This is a genomic window from Pseudomonas sp. Irchel s3a12 (assembly GCF_900187485.1).
In the GTDB taxonomy this organism is placed as follows: Bacteria; Pseudomonadota; Gammaproteobacteria; order Pseudomonadales; family Pseudomonadaceae; genus Aquipseudomonas; species Aquipseudomonas neuropathica.
Window position 1 is genome coordinate 200778 of the sequence record NZ_FYDN01000015.1, and the last position, 14193, is coordinate 214970.

The 14193-nt window shown below is 59.5% G+C and carries 14 protein-coding genes and 1 riboswitch; of the genes, 8 read left to right on the forward strand and 6 right to left on the reverse strand.

Annotated elements, in window-relative coordinates:
* Window positions 1–91 precede the first annotated feature (91 nt).
* Window positions 92–487, forward strand: a complete 396-nt coding sequence (locus tag CKW14_RS24100; protein ID WP_095049495.1) for a DUF1090 domain-containing protein — start codon at window positions 92–94, stop codon at window positions 485–487.
* Between the two features lie 78 nt (window positions 488–565).
* On the opposite strand, the gene CKW14_RS24105 is transcribed toward CKW14_RS24100, so the two are convergent.
* Complete coding sequence (locus CKW14_RS24105; RefSeq protein ID WP_095049494.1) at window positions 566–1015, reverse strand: cytochrome c; 450 nt, start codon at window positions 1013–1015, stop codon at window positions 566–568.
* Window positions 1016–1143: 128 nt separating this feature from the next.
* On the opposite strand from CKW14_RS24105, the gene CKW14_RS24110 reads away from it, so the two are divergent.
* Window positions 1144–2322: a murein transglycosylase A gene (locus tag CKW14_RS24110; RefSeq protein ID WP_095049493.1), complete on the forward strand. Its 1179-nt coding sequence runs from the start codon at window positions 1144–1146 to the stop codon at window positions 2320–2322.
* 120 nt (window positions 2323–2442) lie between these two features.
* Here the strand turns inward: CKW14_RS24110 and CKW14_RS24115 are convergent, their stop codons facing one another.
* Both CKW14_RS24115 and CKW14_RS24120 read right to left on the reverse strand, forming a co-directional pair.
* The gene (locus CKW14_RS24115; RefSeq protein ID WP_008081053.1) at window positions 2443–2826 is read right to left on the reverse strand and encodes an MAPEG family protein; all 384 of its coding nucleotides are present in this window, start codon (window positions 2824–2826) and stop codon (window positions 2443–2445) included.
* A gap of 38 nt (window positions 2827–2864) precedes the next feature.
* Window positions 2865–3698, reverse strand: a complete 834-nt coding sequence (locus CKW14_RS24120) for an EamA family transporter (protein ID WP_095049492.1) — start codon at window positions 3696–3698, stop codon at window positions 2865–2867.
* Window positions 3699–4033: 335 nt separating this feature from the next.
* Here CKW14_RS24120 and CKW14_RS24125 point away from each other — a divergent pair, with 335 nt between their 5' ends.
* Entirely contained in the window at window positions 4034–5203 is a 1170-nt protein-coding gene (locus CKW14_RS24125) for an MFS transporter (RefSeq protein WP_095049491.1), read from the forward strand.
* A gap of 267 nt (window positions 5204–5470) precedes the next feature.
* Window positions 5471–6736 carry a sodium:proton antiporter gene (locus tag CKW14_RS24130; protein WP_093429858.1) on the forward strand — a complete coding sequence of 422 codons (1266 nt, stop codon included), beginning with the start codon at window positions 5471–5473 and terminating at the stop codon, window positions 6734–6736.
* On the opposite strand, the gene CKW14_RS24135 is transcribed toward CKW14_RS24130, so the two are convergent.
* Together CKW14_RS24135 and CKW14_RS24140 are read right to left on the reverse strand one after the other, a co-directional pair.
* The gene (locus CKW14_RS24135; RefSeq protein ID WP_095049489.1) at window positions 6737–7624 is read right to left on the reverse strand and encodes a formate/nitrite transporter family protein; all 888 of its coding nucleotides are present in this window, start codon (window positions 7622–7624) and stop codon (window positions 6737–6739) included.
* Between the two features lie 174 nt (window positions 7625–7798).
* Window positions 7799–8206, reverse strand: a complete 408-nt coding sequence (locus tag CKW14_RS24140; protein WP_016984776.1) for an acyl-CoA thioesterase — start codon at window positions 8204–8206, stop codon at window positions 7799–7801.
* A gap of 198 nt (window positions 8207–8404) precedes the next feature.
* Window positions 8405–8503, forward strand: a riboswitch (S-adenosyl-L-homocysteine riboswitch).
* 23 nt (window positions 8504–8526) lie between these two features.
* On the opposite strand from CKW14_RS24140, the gene ahcY reads away from it, so the two are divergent.
* From ahcY to CKW14_RS24160, 4 genes are all read left to right on the forward strand, one after another.
* The gene (gene ahcY / locus CKW14_RS24145; protein ID WP_008083099.1) at window positions 8527–9936 is read left to right on the forward strand and encodes an adenosylhomocysteinase; all 1410 of its coding nucleotides are present in this window, start codon (window positions 8527–8529) and stop codon (window positions 9934–9936) included.
* A gap of 156 nt (window positions 9937–10092) precedes the next feature.
* Complete coding sequence (metF, locus tag CKW14_RS24150) at window positions 10093–10938, forward strand: methylenetetrahydrofolate reductase [NAD(P)H] (RefSeq protein ID WP_095049506.1); 846 nt, start codon at window positions 10093–10095, stop codon at window positions 10936–10938.
* Between the two features lie 145 nt (window positions 10939–11083).
* Window positions 11084–11896: an ABC transporter substrate-binding protein gene (locus tag CKW14_RS24155; RefSeq protein WP_095049488.1), complete on the forward strand. Its 813-nt coding sequence runs from the start codon at window positions 11084–11086 to the stop codon at window positions 11894–11896.
* A 222-nt stretch (window positions 11897–12118) separates the two neighbouring features.
* The gene (locus CKW14_RS24160) at window positions 12119–14014 is read left to right on the forward strand and encodes a DEAD/DEAH box helicase (protein WP_095126245.1); all 1896 of its coding nucleotides are present in this window, start codon (window positions 12119–12121) and stop codon (window positions 14012–14014) included.
* A gap of 58 nt (window positions 14015–14072) precedes the next feature.
* Here CKW14_RS24160 and CKW14_RS24165 read toward each other — a convergent pair.
* Window positions 14073–14193 (reverse strand): transposase (locus tag CKW14_RS24165; protein WP_141228961.1); only part of this gene is annotated, 121 nt, incomplete at its 5' end.

Below are 14193 nucleotides of genomic sequence, written 5' to 3' on the forward strand. Positions count from 1 at the left end.
AATCCCGGTACCCCGGGAACCCAACCACCACCGAGGCGCTCCAACAGCGCAGTGCCGCCCCGACCCGATTGCCTTTGCACATGGAGCTTTTATGAAATTTCTCGCACCGCTCGCCATGCTGACCCTTTGTGGCGTGATGGCCACCCCTGTCATGGCCGACGAAGACGCCCCGGGCCTGACCGGTTGCGCGGCCAAGAAGCAAGGCATCATGAACCAGATCGAACAGGCCAAGTCGCGCGGCAACGCTGATCAGCAGGCAGGCCTGGAAACTGCCCTGCGTGAGGTGACCGAACACTGCACCGACGCGGGCCTGAAGAAAGAACGCGAAAACAAGGTGCTCGACGCCAAGCACGAAGTGAGCAAGCGCCAGGCTGATCTCGACAAGGCGATGAAGAAAGGCGATCCAGAGAAGATCAACAAGCGCAAAGACAAACTCGCCGAATCGCGCAAAGAACTTCAGGACGCGCTGGACGAAATCGATAAGTAAAAATCAATAGATCGCAGCCTGCGGCAGCTCCTATATTGATCAGGGTAGGAGCTGCCGCAGGCTGCGATCTTTTAAATATCAATGATCGCGAAACTGTTTATGACAAGCGCTGCAGGCATCTTCGACTTTCTGCACCGCAGGCCCGAGGTTGCTGGCCTTGTACGGTTGAATCTGACTGGCAATCACCAATTCACCGGTGGCAGCTTCGAGAGTGCGGGCCATTTCCTGAAACTTCGCCTGCTTCTGCCAGACATCGTCCTTGGCGCTGGTGTGATCTTCTTCGCGAACCTGCGGGAAATGCTTCCACGGCTCATGGGACAACGCATTGAGTTTGACCGCGCCTTCGGCGAACTTCGGCCCGTCGAACGGGATGCGTCCACGCAACATACCGCCGAGGTCTTCACCAGTCTTGAGCATCTGTTTGAAAATGGCCTTGCGCTGGCCCAGTGGAGAATTCGGATCGACACCGCCACAGGCGGACAAGGTCAGACAGGCCAGCAATACAACAGAAATGCTTTTAAGAGTCATGGTGGCTTCAGGTCACGGAATTCGGCGGCCAGTATCCTCGCGTCACCGCCAAACACCAATAGCCCTATTAAAAATACGGGTTGTTCGAGCGCATGGAGCACTCGGTCAACCGGCACAGGAATTACTCCATGAACAGCCCTTTCAAGGCCTGGCGTCACCCGCTGATCGCATCCCTGCCTCTAATGGCGATTCTCGCTGGCTGCACCGGCGGTGATAGCGCCAAACCAAAAACCCACGCACTGGCCACTTATTCCAGCGCCACCTGGGAAGCACTGCCGGCAGTATCCGATAGCGATCTGGTCGCCGGTTTCGGTTCGTGGCGTAGCGCCTGCACCCGACTCAAAGCTGATGCCGTATGGGGCTCCACCTGCGCCGCTGCGGCCAACGTACCGCAAAGTGCTGGCGAGATTCGCGCTTTCCTTAAGCAAAACCTCGACGTTTACGGCCTGCGCGCTGAAAACGACAACCCCAACGGTTTGATCACCGGTTACTACGAACCGGTCTACCCCGGCAGCCTGACGCCCACCGACACGGCCAATGTGCCGGTGTACGGCGTGCCCGAAGACATGATCATTGTCTCGCTGGACAGCATTTACCCGGAGCTGAAAGGCAAACGCTTGCGCGGCCGCCTCGAAGGTCGCGTGCTCAAGCCTTACGACGATGCCGCCACTATTGAATCCAAAGGTGTAAAAGCCCCGGTGGTTGCCTACCTGACCGACCCGATGAATCTGCAATTCCTGCAGATCCAGGGTTCCGGGCGAATTCAGACCGATGACGGCAAACAGTTGCGCATCGCGTACGCCGATCAGAACGGCCATCCGTATCGCCCAATCGGGCGCTGGCTGGTCGAGCAAGGCGAGCTGAAGAAAGAAGACGTGACCATGAGCGCGATCAGCAACTGGGCCAAGGCCAATCCTTCGCGCATTCCGGAACTGCTGGGCAGCAACCCGAGCTACGTGTTCTTCACGCGCAACCCGGACAGCAATGAAGGCCCGCGCGGTTCGCTGAACGTGCCGTTGACTGCCGGTTATAGCGCGGCAGTGGATCGCAAGGTGATTCCGTTGGGCAGCCTGCTGTGGCTGTCGACGACAAAACCGGATGGCACGGCACTGGTTCGCCCGGTGGCGGCACAAGATACCGGAGGTGCGATTGCTGGCGAAGTGCGGGCGGATCTGTTCTGGGGCACCGGTGATGCGGCTGGACAACTGGCCGGGGACATGAAACAGCAGGGGCAGATCTGGATGCTTTGGCCCAAAGGCGCAGCGCTGCCGCAAGTGCCGCAGGTGGCTGATACAGAGAAGAAGTAACCCTTGGAATCTGCTGAGGTAATCAGATAGCTATCGCGAGCAGGCTCACTCCTACAGGGGAACGCATTCCTAATTTAGGAGTGAGTCTGCTCGCGATGAGGCCATCAGCAACACCGATAATCAAACAGACACAAAGAAGAACGAAGCAATCAACCCCATCCCCACAAACCACACCAGCGAGCGCAAGATCGCCCAGTCCGCCAGGTAGCAAATGATGTAAAGCAGGCGACTGGTGATAAACAGCACCGCCAGCACATTGACCGTTACCAGCTCCGCCGTCCCAACCAGGTGCGCAACAATCACTGCCGCCGCAAATGCCGGCGTCACTTCAAAGCTGTTCATCTGCGCGGCATGGGCACGCCTCGCCACGCCGTTGAGACTTTCGAGAAAGTCGCGCGGATCGTGGTTATCACTCAGCCGGTAGCCGCCCACGGCTTTCGCCACGCCGGTGCAGATATACGGCAGAAAAATCGCAATCAACACACACCACAGAGCCACCGTCATAACGCCGTCCTTTTTCGAGTTATAGAGTTCGCGAGCAGTCAGAACTTCATTACCAGCATGCCGATCAGTACCAGCCCACAGGCTAAGAGCCGCGGCCGGCCAAAAGGTTCTTTGAGGTAGCGCATACCGAACAGCACCACCAGAATTACGCTGATCTCGCGCAATGCCGCCGCTTCCGCAATCGAACCCAACTGCATCGCCCACAGCACCAGAGCGTAGCTGGCCAATACGCAGAAGCCCACCGCCAACCCCAGCTTCCATTGCTCACGCCAGAACAACATGAACGCCGGACGCTTGGCGACCCATGCCAACAGCGGAAACGGCCAGGCGCTGAGCAGCGTGACCCAGACCAGATAATCCAAAGGATGGGACCAGCGCCGCAACGCCTGGCCATCGATGTAGGTGTAGCAACCGATACACAGGCCGATCAGCGCCACCACCGGCAACATCGACCATGGCAAATGCTTGCCACCGCCACCCTGCCATAGCAGACAAACCATGCCGAACGGGATCAGCATGATGCCGAAGATTTGCTGCGTGGTGAGCACCTCTCCCGCGAAGATCAGGGTCAGCGCGAGCACCACCAAAGGCGATAATCCGCGCATCAGCGGATACACCAGCCCGAGATCGCCGACCCGGTAGGCTTGAATCAGAAGATAGCGATAAAGCAGTTCAAAAGCTGCCGAAGCGAGAATCCACGGCCAGATTTCCATGGGCGGCAAGCTTACGAATGGAAACGCGATGGCAACGACCAGCAGCGCCACGGTGTCCATGCACGCCACCACCAATAGTCGCTCGGCGCTGAACTTGATTAACGTATTCCACGTCGCATGCAACAGCGCCGCCATCAATACCAACCCCGTCGCCAGCACGTCTTACCCCTTATTTTTATGAGTCCCCATGTAGGAGCTGCCGCAGGCTCGGGCCGCGTTCGGACGATCTTTTGATTTTGATTTTTAACAGCAAGATCAAAAGATCGTCCGAACGCGGGCCGAGCCTGCGGCAGCTCCTACAGTGAATCGTCGAATAGTCAGATTATTGATTCGCGATGTGTCAGCAGCTGTTTATACTGCAAGCGACCACGCCGCACTCAGTTGCGCACAGAAAAATACCAATAATTCCTGCCTGCCCTGCTCTCATTCGAAAGCGGTCGTCGGCCTGCGTATGCCTGATCAAAGCGTCAAGACTACCGACAGAGACCTTGCGCATGCCACTCGCCTTGCTTGCACTCGCTGTTGCCGCGTTCGGCATCGGCACCACCGAATTCGTCATCATGGGCCTGCTGCCCGACGTCGCCCGGGACCTCTCCGTGAGCATTCCCCATGCGGGCCTGCTGATTACCGGCTACGCCCTGGGCGTGGTGTTCGGCGCCCCGATCCTGGCGATCGGCACCGCGAACATGCCGCGCAAAGCGACGCTGTTGGGAATGACGCTGATGTTCATCCTTGGCAACGTGCTCTGCGCACTCGCGCCGAACTACGCGACGCTGATGGCCGCTCGCGTGGTCACCGCGCTGTGCCACGGCGCGTTCTTCGGCATTGGCTCGGTGGTTGCCGCCGGGCTGGTCGCACCGAACAAACGCGCGCAGGCGATTGCAATGATGTTCACCGGCCTGACCTTGGCCAACGTTCTCGGCGTGCCGCTGGGCACGGCGCTCGGACAGTATGCCGGCTGGCGCTCGACGTTCTGGGCGGTGTCGGTGATTGGTGTGATTGCGGCGCTCGCGCAATGGTTGTGGCTGCCAAAACACATCCCCATGGACAAGGCCAACCTCGCCAGCGAATTCAAGGTACTGGGTAAGGTCAACGTGTTGCTGGCTCTAGGCATGAGTGTGCTCGCGTCGACCAGTCTGTTCAGTGTGTTCACTTACATCGCGCCGATCCTGCAGGACATCACCGGCGTCAGCCCGCATGGCGTGACGGTGATGTTGCTGTTGTTCGGCGTCGGCTTGACCGGTGGCAGCATGCTCGGCGGGCGCCTGGCGGATAGCCGTTTGCTGCCGTCGCTGGTTGGTGTGGCCTTGGCGGTGGTGGTGATTCTGGCGGCGTTCAGTCAGACCAGTCGCTCGGTGGTACCAGCGGCAATCACGCTGGTGCTGTGGGGGATTTTCGCTTTTGCGCTGTGCCCGATTCTGCAACTGCTGATCATCGATCAGGCCCATGAAGCACCGAACCTGGGCTCGACGCTGAACCAGAGTGCATTCAACCTTGGCAACGCAGCGGGTGCGTGGATCGGCGGGCTGGTGGTGGCCAGTGGCGCGGATCTGGCGGACTTGCCGTGGACGGGGGCGCTGGTCGGTGTATTGACGGTGCTGACGGCGCTGTTTTTCATCTATCTGCAACGTCGCGAAGCGGCTGCGGTCAATGTGTCCGGCTAGCCCTCACCCTAACCCTCTCCCAGAGGGAGAGGGGACTGACCGGGGGATGCTTCAGAAGTACGCCGACCTGAACGCGCATTGCCGAATCCATAATCGACTCGGTTATTCAGGTCGATGCATGCCGCAAGACAATAAGGTCGGCTCCCTCTCCCTCCGGGAGAGGGCTGGGGTGAGGGAAGCTTGTGCCCTCTGTCGCTCTCAGCCCATCAAACCCCTGCGCCCAAGCATCGGGCGCGCTCCACTCACCCCTCATCCAAAGGACCCCGGATGCTTGAACTTGTCGCCGCTTTCATCTGCCTCACCACCCTCCTCACCTTCGTCAATTTCCGCTTCATCGGCCTGCCGCCGACCATCGGCGTGATGGTCACCGCTCTGCTGTTCTCGCTGATCCTGCAAGGCCTGAGCGTGCTCGGTTACCCCGGTCTCGAAGAACGCGTGCAGCAACTGATTGGCCAGATCGACTTCGGCGATCTGCTGATGAACTGGATGCTCTCGTTCCTGCTGTTCGCCGGCGCCCTGCACGTCAACCTCAATGATTTGCGCAGCTACCGCTGGCCCATCGGCCTGCTGGCGACCTTCGGCGTGTTGATTGCCACCACGGTGATCGGCAGTCTCGCCTATTACATTTTCGCCCTGTTCGGCTGGCACGTGAGTTTCCTGTATTGCCTGTTGTTCGGCGCGCTGATTTCGCCGACCGACCCGATTGCGGTGCTCGGCGTGCTGCGTACCGCCAATGCCTCGAAACCGCTGAAAACCACCATCGTCGGCGAGTCGCTGTTCAACGACGGCACGGCCGTGGTGGTGTTCACCGTGTTGCTGGGCATCGCCCAACTCGGCGAAACCCCGACCATCAGCGCCACCGCGATGTTGTTCGTTCACGAAGCGATTGGCGGCGTGCTATTTGGCGGCCTGATCGGTTATCTGGTTTATCGAATGATCAAAAGCGTCGAGCAGCATCAAATCACCGTGATGCTGACGCTGGCGCTGGTCATTGGTGGTTCGGCGATGTCTACCGAGATTCACGTTTCAGCGCCGATTGCGATGGTGGTCGCCGGTCTGATCATCGGCAATGTCGGGCGCAATCTGGCGATGAATGACATGACCCGTCGTTATCTGGACGGTTTCTGGGAATTGCTCGATGACATGCTCAACGCGCTGCTGTTCGCGTTGATCGGCATGGAGCTGTTGCTGCTGCCATTCAACTGGTTGCACATGGCCGCGGCAGGTTTGTTGGCGGTGGCGATTCTGCTGTCGCGCCTGCTCACTGTGGCCCCGGCGATTCTGCTGCTGCGCCGTTGGCGGACGGTGCCGGCCGGCACCATCCGGATTCTGACCTGGGGCGGTTTGCGCGGCGGTGTTTCGGTGGCACTGGCCCTGGCCCTGCCGCTGGGTCCGGAGCGCGATCTGCTGCTGAGCATCACCTATATCGTGGTGCTGTCGTCGATCCTGTTGCAGGGCCTGACCATCGGCAAACTGGTCAAGTACGCAACTCGCAACGAGCCCGTGACCATCAGCGAAGCCGCTCACCACTGATCATTTTTTGATCTCCTGCGGATCAGGTTTCCCGGCCTGATCCGCCGTTTCCTTCGGCGCGCCGCTCTCGCTGCGGATCTGCGCATGGCTGATCAGCGCAAAGATAAAGCTGCCGCCAATGATATTCCCCGCCAGCGTGGGGCCTGCGAATACCGCCCAGAAATCACTCCACGGCAATTCGCCCGCGAACACCAGATACGAGACCTCCGCCGAACCCACCACGATGTGAGTGAAGTCGCCGAGCGCCATCAGGTAGGTGATAAGGATGATGATCCACATCTTCGCGCTCTCCATGGACGGGATCATCCAGACCATGGTGGCGATCATCCAGCCGGAAACGATGCCCTTGGCGAACATCTGGCTGGCGTGGTTTTCCATGACCTTGCGACCGATTTCGAGGAAAGCTTGATCGGTTTTGGTGTCGAAGATCGGCAATTCGAGCATCACGTACGCGACCAGAATCGTCCCGCACAGATTACCGACCAAAACCACTGTCCACAGGCGGATCAACCGGCCGAAATTTTGCAGGGTCGGCTTGGTCATGACCGGCAATACGGCGGTCAAGGTGTTTTCGGTGAACAGTTGCTGGCGGGCGAGGATCACTGCGAGAAAACCCGCGCAGTAGCCGAAACTGGCGATCACCTTGAATTCGTCACCGTCGGGCAGGCGCGAGTTGAGCAGGCCCATGCCCATCAGTGACAGGCCCATGGTCAACCCGGCCGCCAGCGCCGACCACCAGAGTGCGGCGATACTGCGCTCCAGTTCCTGATCGCCTTGGCTGCGGATGATTTCGTGCAGGACAGCCGCGCGGGGCGGCTGGTTTTTCTCGACTTCGTGCTGTTCTTTGGCCGAGAGGTCGGGGGTCTTGCCGTCGGTGGGAGTGGTCATGGCGTGGGAACCGTGGGGGTGGTGTTTACCTACGACCCCGGCGGTTCATGGCTGTTCAGTGGGCAGATGATTCTTCGCTGACTGAACAACCGCTTTCGCGAGCAGGCTCGCTCCCACAGGTACAGCGTGATCCTTGTGGGAGCGAGCCTGCTCGCGAAGAAAGCGCCGCCGATGTCACTTGGTAACTAACTCATCTTCCTGGAACTGATCTTTCACATATTTGATTTCAGTGCGCCCGTGCGGTGCGGGCAAGCCGTCTTCGCCCAGATTCACGAAAACCATCTTCTCAACCGTCAGAATACTCTTGCGGGTGATTTTGTTGCGCACTTCGCAGGTCAGGGTGATCGAGGTGCGGCCGAACTCGGTGGCAGTGATACCCAGTTCGATGATGTCGCCCTGGCGCGAGGCGCTGACGAAGTTGATTTCGGAAATGTACTTGGTCACCACGCGCTGATTGCCCAACTGGACGATCGCGTAAATCGCCGCTTCTTCGTCGATCCAGCGCAACAGGCTGCCACCGAACAGGGTGCCGTTGGGGTTGAGGTCTTCGGGTTTTACCCATTTGCGGGTGTGGAAATTCATCTTCACTCCTGAGTGTCTTACCGAACGATGGACGGTATCTTGGCAGACTGAGCGGTCAGGCTCCATGCAGCTACGACTATGGTCGCCATTAACGATCTTCATCTGGCCGACAGAAACCCTTTGGAAGATCAGTCTAGACAGCTATAATCGCCCCCGTTTCAAAACGGTAACGTTCACTTGCTACCGTTTTCCCGCCACCTGTCCGAGGGGCGCTGCAGCAGGTTCAACCTGTCAGGCTCGGATGGGGCGTTGACTGGCTCAGGCCGGACACTAAACGCACAACGGCGCCCATTCGCATACATTACGAATGGAGGCTCTTCATGAGCGCTGTTATCACGCCTGCAGATTTTAACGATTACAAAGTTGCCGACATGTCCCTGGCTGCCTGGGGCCGTCGCGAAACCATCATCGCCGAATCGGAAATGCCGGCCCTGATGGGTCTGCGTCGCAAGTACTCCGGCGAACAGCCGTTGAAAGGCGCCAAGATCCTCGGCTGCATCCACATGACCATTCAGACTGCCGTGCTGATCGAAACCCTGGTTGCCCTGGGTGCCGAAGTACGCTGGTCGTCCTGCAACATTTTCTCGACTCAGGATCAGGCTGCTGCCGCTATCGCTGCTGCCGGTATCCCGGTTTTCGCCTGGAAAGGCGAAACTGAAGAAGAGTACGAGTGGTGCCTGGAGCAGACCATCCTGAAGGATGGCCAGCCATGGGACGCCAACATGATCCTCGACGACGGCGGCGACCTGACTCAGCTGCTGCACGACAAGTACCCACAAGTACTGGATCGCGTTCACGGCGTGACCGAAGAAACCACCACCGGCGTACACCGTCTGCTGGACATGCTGGCCAAGGGCGAGCTGAAAATCCCGGCCATCAACGTCAACGACTCGGTGACCAAGTCCAAGAACGACAACAAGTACGGCTGCCGTCACAGCCTGAACGACGCGATCAAGCGTGGTACCGACCACCTGCTGTCCGGCAAGCAAGCGCTGGTCATCGGTTACGGTGACGTGGGCAAGGGTTCGGCTCAGTCGCTGCGTCAGGAAGGCATGATCGTTAAAGTCTCCGAAGTTGACCCGATCTGCGCCATGCAAGCATGCATGGACGGTTTCGAACTGGTTTCGCCGTTCATCGACGGTATCAACGACGGTTCCGAAGCGAGCATCGACAAAGCGCTGCTGGGCAAGATCGACCTGATCGTGACCACCACCGGTAACGTCAATGTTTGCGACGCGAACATGCTCAAAGCCCTGAAGAAGCGCGCTGTTGTCTGCAACATCGGTCACTTCGACAACGAAATCGACACTGCTTTCATGCGCAAGAACTGGGCATGGGAAGAAGTGAAGCCACAGGTACACAAGATCCACCGTACCGGCGCTGGTGCTTTCGACGCGCAGAACGACGACTACCTGATCCTGCTGGCCGAAGGCCGTCTGGTCAACCTGGGTAACGCCACTGGCCACCCAAGCCGCATCATGGACGGTTCGTTCGCCAACCAGGTGCTGGCGCAGATCTTCCTGTTCGGCCAGAAGTACGCCGACCTGTCGCCAGCCCAGAAAGCCGAGCGTCTGACCGTTGAAGTACTGCCGAAGAAACTTGACGAAGAAGTGGCCCTGGAAATGGTTCGCGGCTTCGGCGGCGTGGTCACGCAACTGACCAAGCAACAGGCTGACTACATCGGCGTGACCGTCGAAGGCCCGTTCAAGCCGCACGCTTACCGCTACTAACAGGCGCTTGCTCGCTCTCCCTGTGGGAGCGAGCCTGCTCGCGAAGGCGTCTCAACGTTCAACATCCGTGTTGTCCGACCCAGCGCTTTCGCGAGCAGGCTCGCTCCCACACGGGATTGCAGCGCCTCGAAGGTTCTTGTTTCCAAGGGTATGACCATGTCCCAAGACCGTCGCTACAGCTTCGAGTTCTTCCCGACCAAGACCGATGCTGGGCATGAAAAGCTGCTCAACGTTGCCCGTCAGTTGGCAACGTACAATCCCGATTTCTTCTCCTGCACCTATGGCGCTGGTGGTTCGACACGTGATCGCACCCTCAACACCGTTCTGCAACTGGAAAGCGAAGTCAAAGTACCGGCCGCACCGCACCTGTCGTGCGTCGGCGACAGCAAGGACGACCTGCGCGGCCTGCTGAACGAGTACAAGGCTGCCGGCATCAAGCGTATCGTCGCCCTGCGTGGCGACCTGCCATCCGGCATGGGCATGACCAGCGGTGAGCTGCGTCACGCCAATGAACTGGTTGAATTCATTCGTGAAGAAACCGGTGATCATTTCCACATCGAAGTTGCCGCTTACCCGGAGATGCATCCGCAAGCGCGCAACTACGAAGACGATCTGGCCAATTTCATCCGCAAGGCCCGTGCCGGCGCCGACAGCGCCATCACCCAGTACTTCTTCAACGCCGACAGCTACTTCTACTTCGTCGACCGTTTGCAGGCGCAGGGTGTGGATCTGCCGATCGTTCCGGGGATCATGCCGATCACCAACTACAGCAAACTCGCGCGCTTCTCCGATGCCTGCGGTGCGGAAATCCCGCGCTGGATCCGCAAGCAACTGGAAGCCTACGGCGATGACACGCAAAGTATTCAGCGCTTTGGTGAGCAAGTCGTCAGCGAGATGTGCGAACGCCTGCTGCAAGGTGGCGCGCCGGGTCTGCACTTCTATTCCATGAACCAGGCTGAGCCTAGTCTGGCGATCTGGAATAACCTGAAGTTGCCGCGTTAAGCATCATAGAAAGATCAAAAGATCGCAGTCTTCGGCAACTCCTACAGGGGTGTCGCAACTGCGATCTTTTGCTTTTAAAGGCCCGAAACAGAGCTTGTGCAGGCACTTTCTGGCTCTTTCGCGTTTCTCGTCGTAATCTCAAGCCATGCCTTTGATCACGCAGTTATTCGCCGTGCTGGTTTTTGCTTGCCTGAGCTTCGCCGCTCGAGGCGAGAAGTTGCGTATTGTCACCGAGCCGTGGGCGCCATATGTCTACGAAGAGAACGGTAAAAACCTCGGGCTGGATTACGAAACCACGGCCATTGTCTTCAAACGTCTGGGCATCGAAGTCGAATGGCAGTTCTTGCCGTGGAAGCGCTGCCTGTCGATGCTTGAGACCGGTCAGGCCGACGGTGCACTGGATATTTTTCACAGTGATGAACGCGACGCGACCCTGCTTTACCCAAGCGAGCCGCTGTCGGACGTCGAGTTCGTGATGTTCTACGCCAACGACCGGCCACACCCGTTCAGCAAACTCGAGGAACTCAAAGGCCTGACCATAGGCACCTCGCCGGGTTATCTGTACAGCCCCGATTTCAGCGAATCAACACTGTTTACCCGTGAACCGGCACCGACCCACGAAGCCAACTTCGGCAAACTGGTGCGCGGTCGCATCGACTTGCTGATCACCGATCGCCGTGTCGGTCAGCACTTGCTCGATGAGCTGAATATTCGCGATCAGATCACCGAAAACCCCACTGTCATTAGCCGCCAGAGCCAGTTTCTCGCGGTTAGACGCAATGCCGGCATGGATTTGCTGGTGCAGCGATTTGGCGCCGAGCTCAAGCGATTCAAGCGCGAACCGGCTTACGCCGAGCTGAGCGCACGCTACGGCGCGGCTCCCGCCATGGCTGCGCCGCTGGGCAATGCCACGGCCAGCGGTAAAACCGTTGAGCAGCAGGAAAGCAGCGCGCAGTGATTGCTCTGTTATACTCCGGCGTTCCCGCCAGGCTCACGCCCGGACGCCCGGAACCGTAACAGGCCTCTCGACCCGCTACAGCGCAGCTTTGCAGCCCGCGCGAGCACTCCAGACGTGCCTTCGGAACCGCAGCAGGACCGGACGGGATTGCGTCCTCTTAAACGCCATTCGCGCCAGGCAAGACTCCCATTGGGCCAAGCCCTAACTAAAACAGGATTACTCATGTCCTTTGCTTCCCTCGGTCTCTCCGAGGCTTTAGTCCGCGCCATCGAAGATGCGGGCTATACCGAGCCTACTCCGGTGCAACAGCGGGCCATTCCCGCCGTGTTGCAAGGTCGCGACCTGATGGTTGCGGCACAGACAGGTACCGGTAAAACCGGCGGTTTCGCCCTTCCGATCCTGGAGCGGTTGTTCCCCAACGGTCACCCGGACAAATCCCAGCGTCATGGCCCGCGCCAACCGCGCGTACTGGTCCTGACCCCGACCCGCGAACTCGCGGCCCAGGTTCACGAGAGCTTCAAGATCTACGCCCGTGACCTGAAATTCGTCAGCGCCTGCATCTTCGGCGGCGTCGGCATGAACCCACAGGTTCAGGCCATGTCCCGCGGCGTCGACGTACTCGTTGCCTGCCCGGGTCGCTTGCTCGACCTCTGCGGCCAGGGCAGCGTTGACCTGTCCCACGTGGAAATCCTCGTCCTCGACGAAGCCGACCGCATGCTCGACATGGGTTTCGTGCACGACGTGAAGAAAGTCCTCGCGCGCCTGCCGTCCAAGCGTCAGAACCTGCTGTTCTCGGCAACCTTCTCCAAAGACATCACCGACCTCGCCGGCAAGCTGCTGCACAACCCGGAACGCATCGAAGTGACGCCGCCGAACACCACGGTCGAGCGCATCGAACAACGCGTATTCCGTCTGCCGGCCAGCCACAAGCGTGCGCTGCTGGCACACCTGATCACCGCCGGCGCGTGGGAACAGGTGCTGGTCTTCACCCGCACCAAGCACGGCGCCAACCGTCTGGCCGAGTACCTGGACAAGCACGGCCTGCCGGCTGTAGCGATCCACGGTAACAAGAGCCAGAACGCGCGCACCAAAGCGCTGGCCGACTTCAAGGCCAGCCAGGTACGCATTCTGGTTGCGACCGACATCGCCGCACGCGGTCTGGACATCGATCAGTTGCCACACGTGGTCAACTTCGAACTGCCGAACGTCGATGAAGACTACGTGCACCGTATCGGCCGTACCGGCCGTGCCGGTCGTTCGGGCGAGGCGATCTCGCTGGTTGCCCCGGACGAAGAGAAACTGCTGAAAAGCATCGAACGCATGACCAAGCAGAAAATCGCCGACGGCGACCTGATGGGCTTCGATTCGAGCACCATTGAAGCCGAGAAGCCGGAAGTGCGTGAGCGTCCGGACGTGCGTAACCCGCGCAATCCACGTGGCCCACGCGGCGACGGGCCGAATGGCGGCGGCGGTGGCGGCGGTCGTAAAGACAAAGGCAAAGACAAGGGCAAGGAAAAACCGGCCGGTGAACGTGGCGAGCGCCCTGCCCGTCAGCAGAAACCGCGCGAAGGCACTCCGAGCCGCGAACAGCGTCCGAGCCAACCGCCACGTGCGGCGGCTGATCGTGCACCGGACGAGTTCCTCGACGACGATATCGATAACTTCGGTAACCGCGTTGATTACGTACCAAAACCAGCCCCTGCCGGCGGCCGTGGCCGTCGTCCAGGCGCACCGGCTCAAGGTGCAGGCGCAGGTTCGGGCGCAGGTTCGGGCGCACCACGTGGCGGTCAGTCGCAGGGTCGTCAGAACGGTCCGCGCAACAGCAACGGTTCGAGCACCGGCACCCCGCCAGCCAAGCGCAGCGGCCCGCGCAACGGCGCACCGCGTGATGGTCAGTCGGGTCGTCGCGACGATTCCGCCTCGTCGTCGCGCAACCGCCGTCCGGCCCGTGACGATCAGCCACGTAGCGAACCAGCCGTGCAGAACCCGCGCAGCAACGGCCCGAAGATCATGCACAAGGAATCGAAAGCCGACCGCTTCCCGACGCCTGAGCAGCTCGATCAACTGCCAAGCCGCCCGCGTGGCGAAAAACCAGCATTGCTGACCCGCAATCGCTGAGTTAACGCCGCCATAAAAATGCCCCGTCTCGCAAGAGCCGGGGCTTTTTTTAGGTTCTTCACGGATTACCGGGAAAGACGCTCTTGATCTTCATGAAAAAGAACTCGCTATCCCGGTAACCGTACGCCATCCGCTTGATCACCTTTATTCGATTGTTTATTCCTTCCAACTGACCGGTG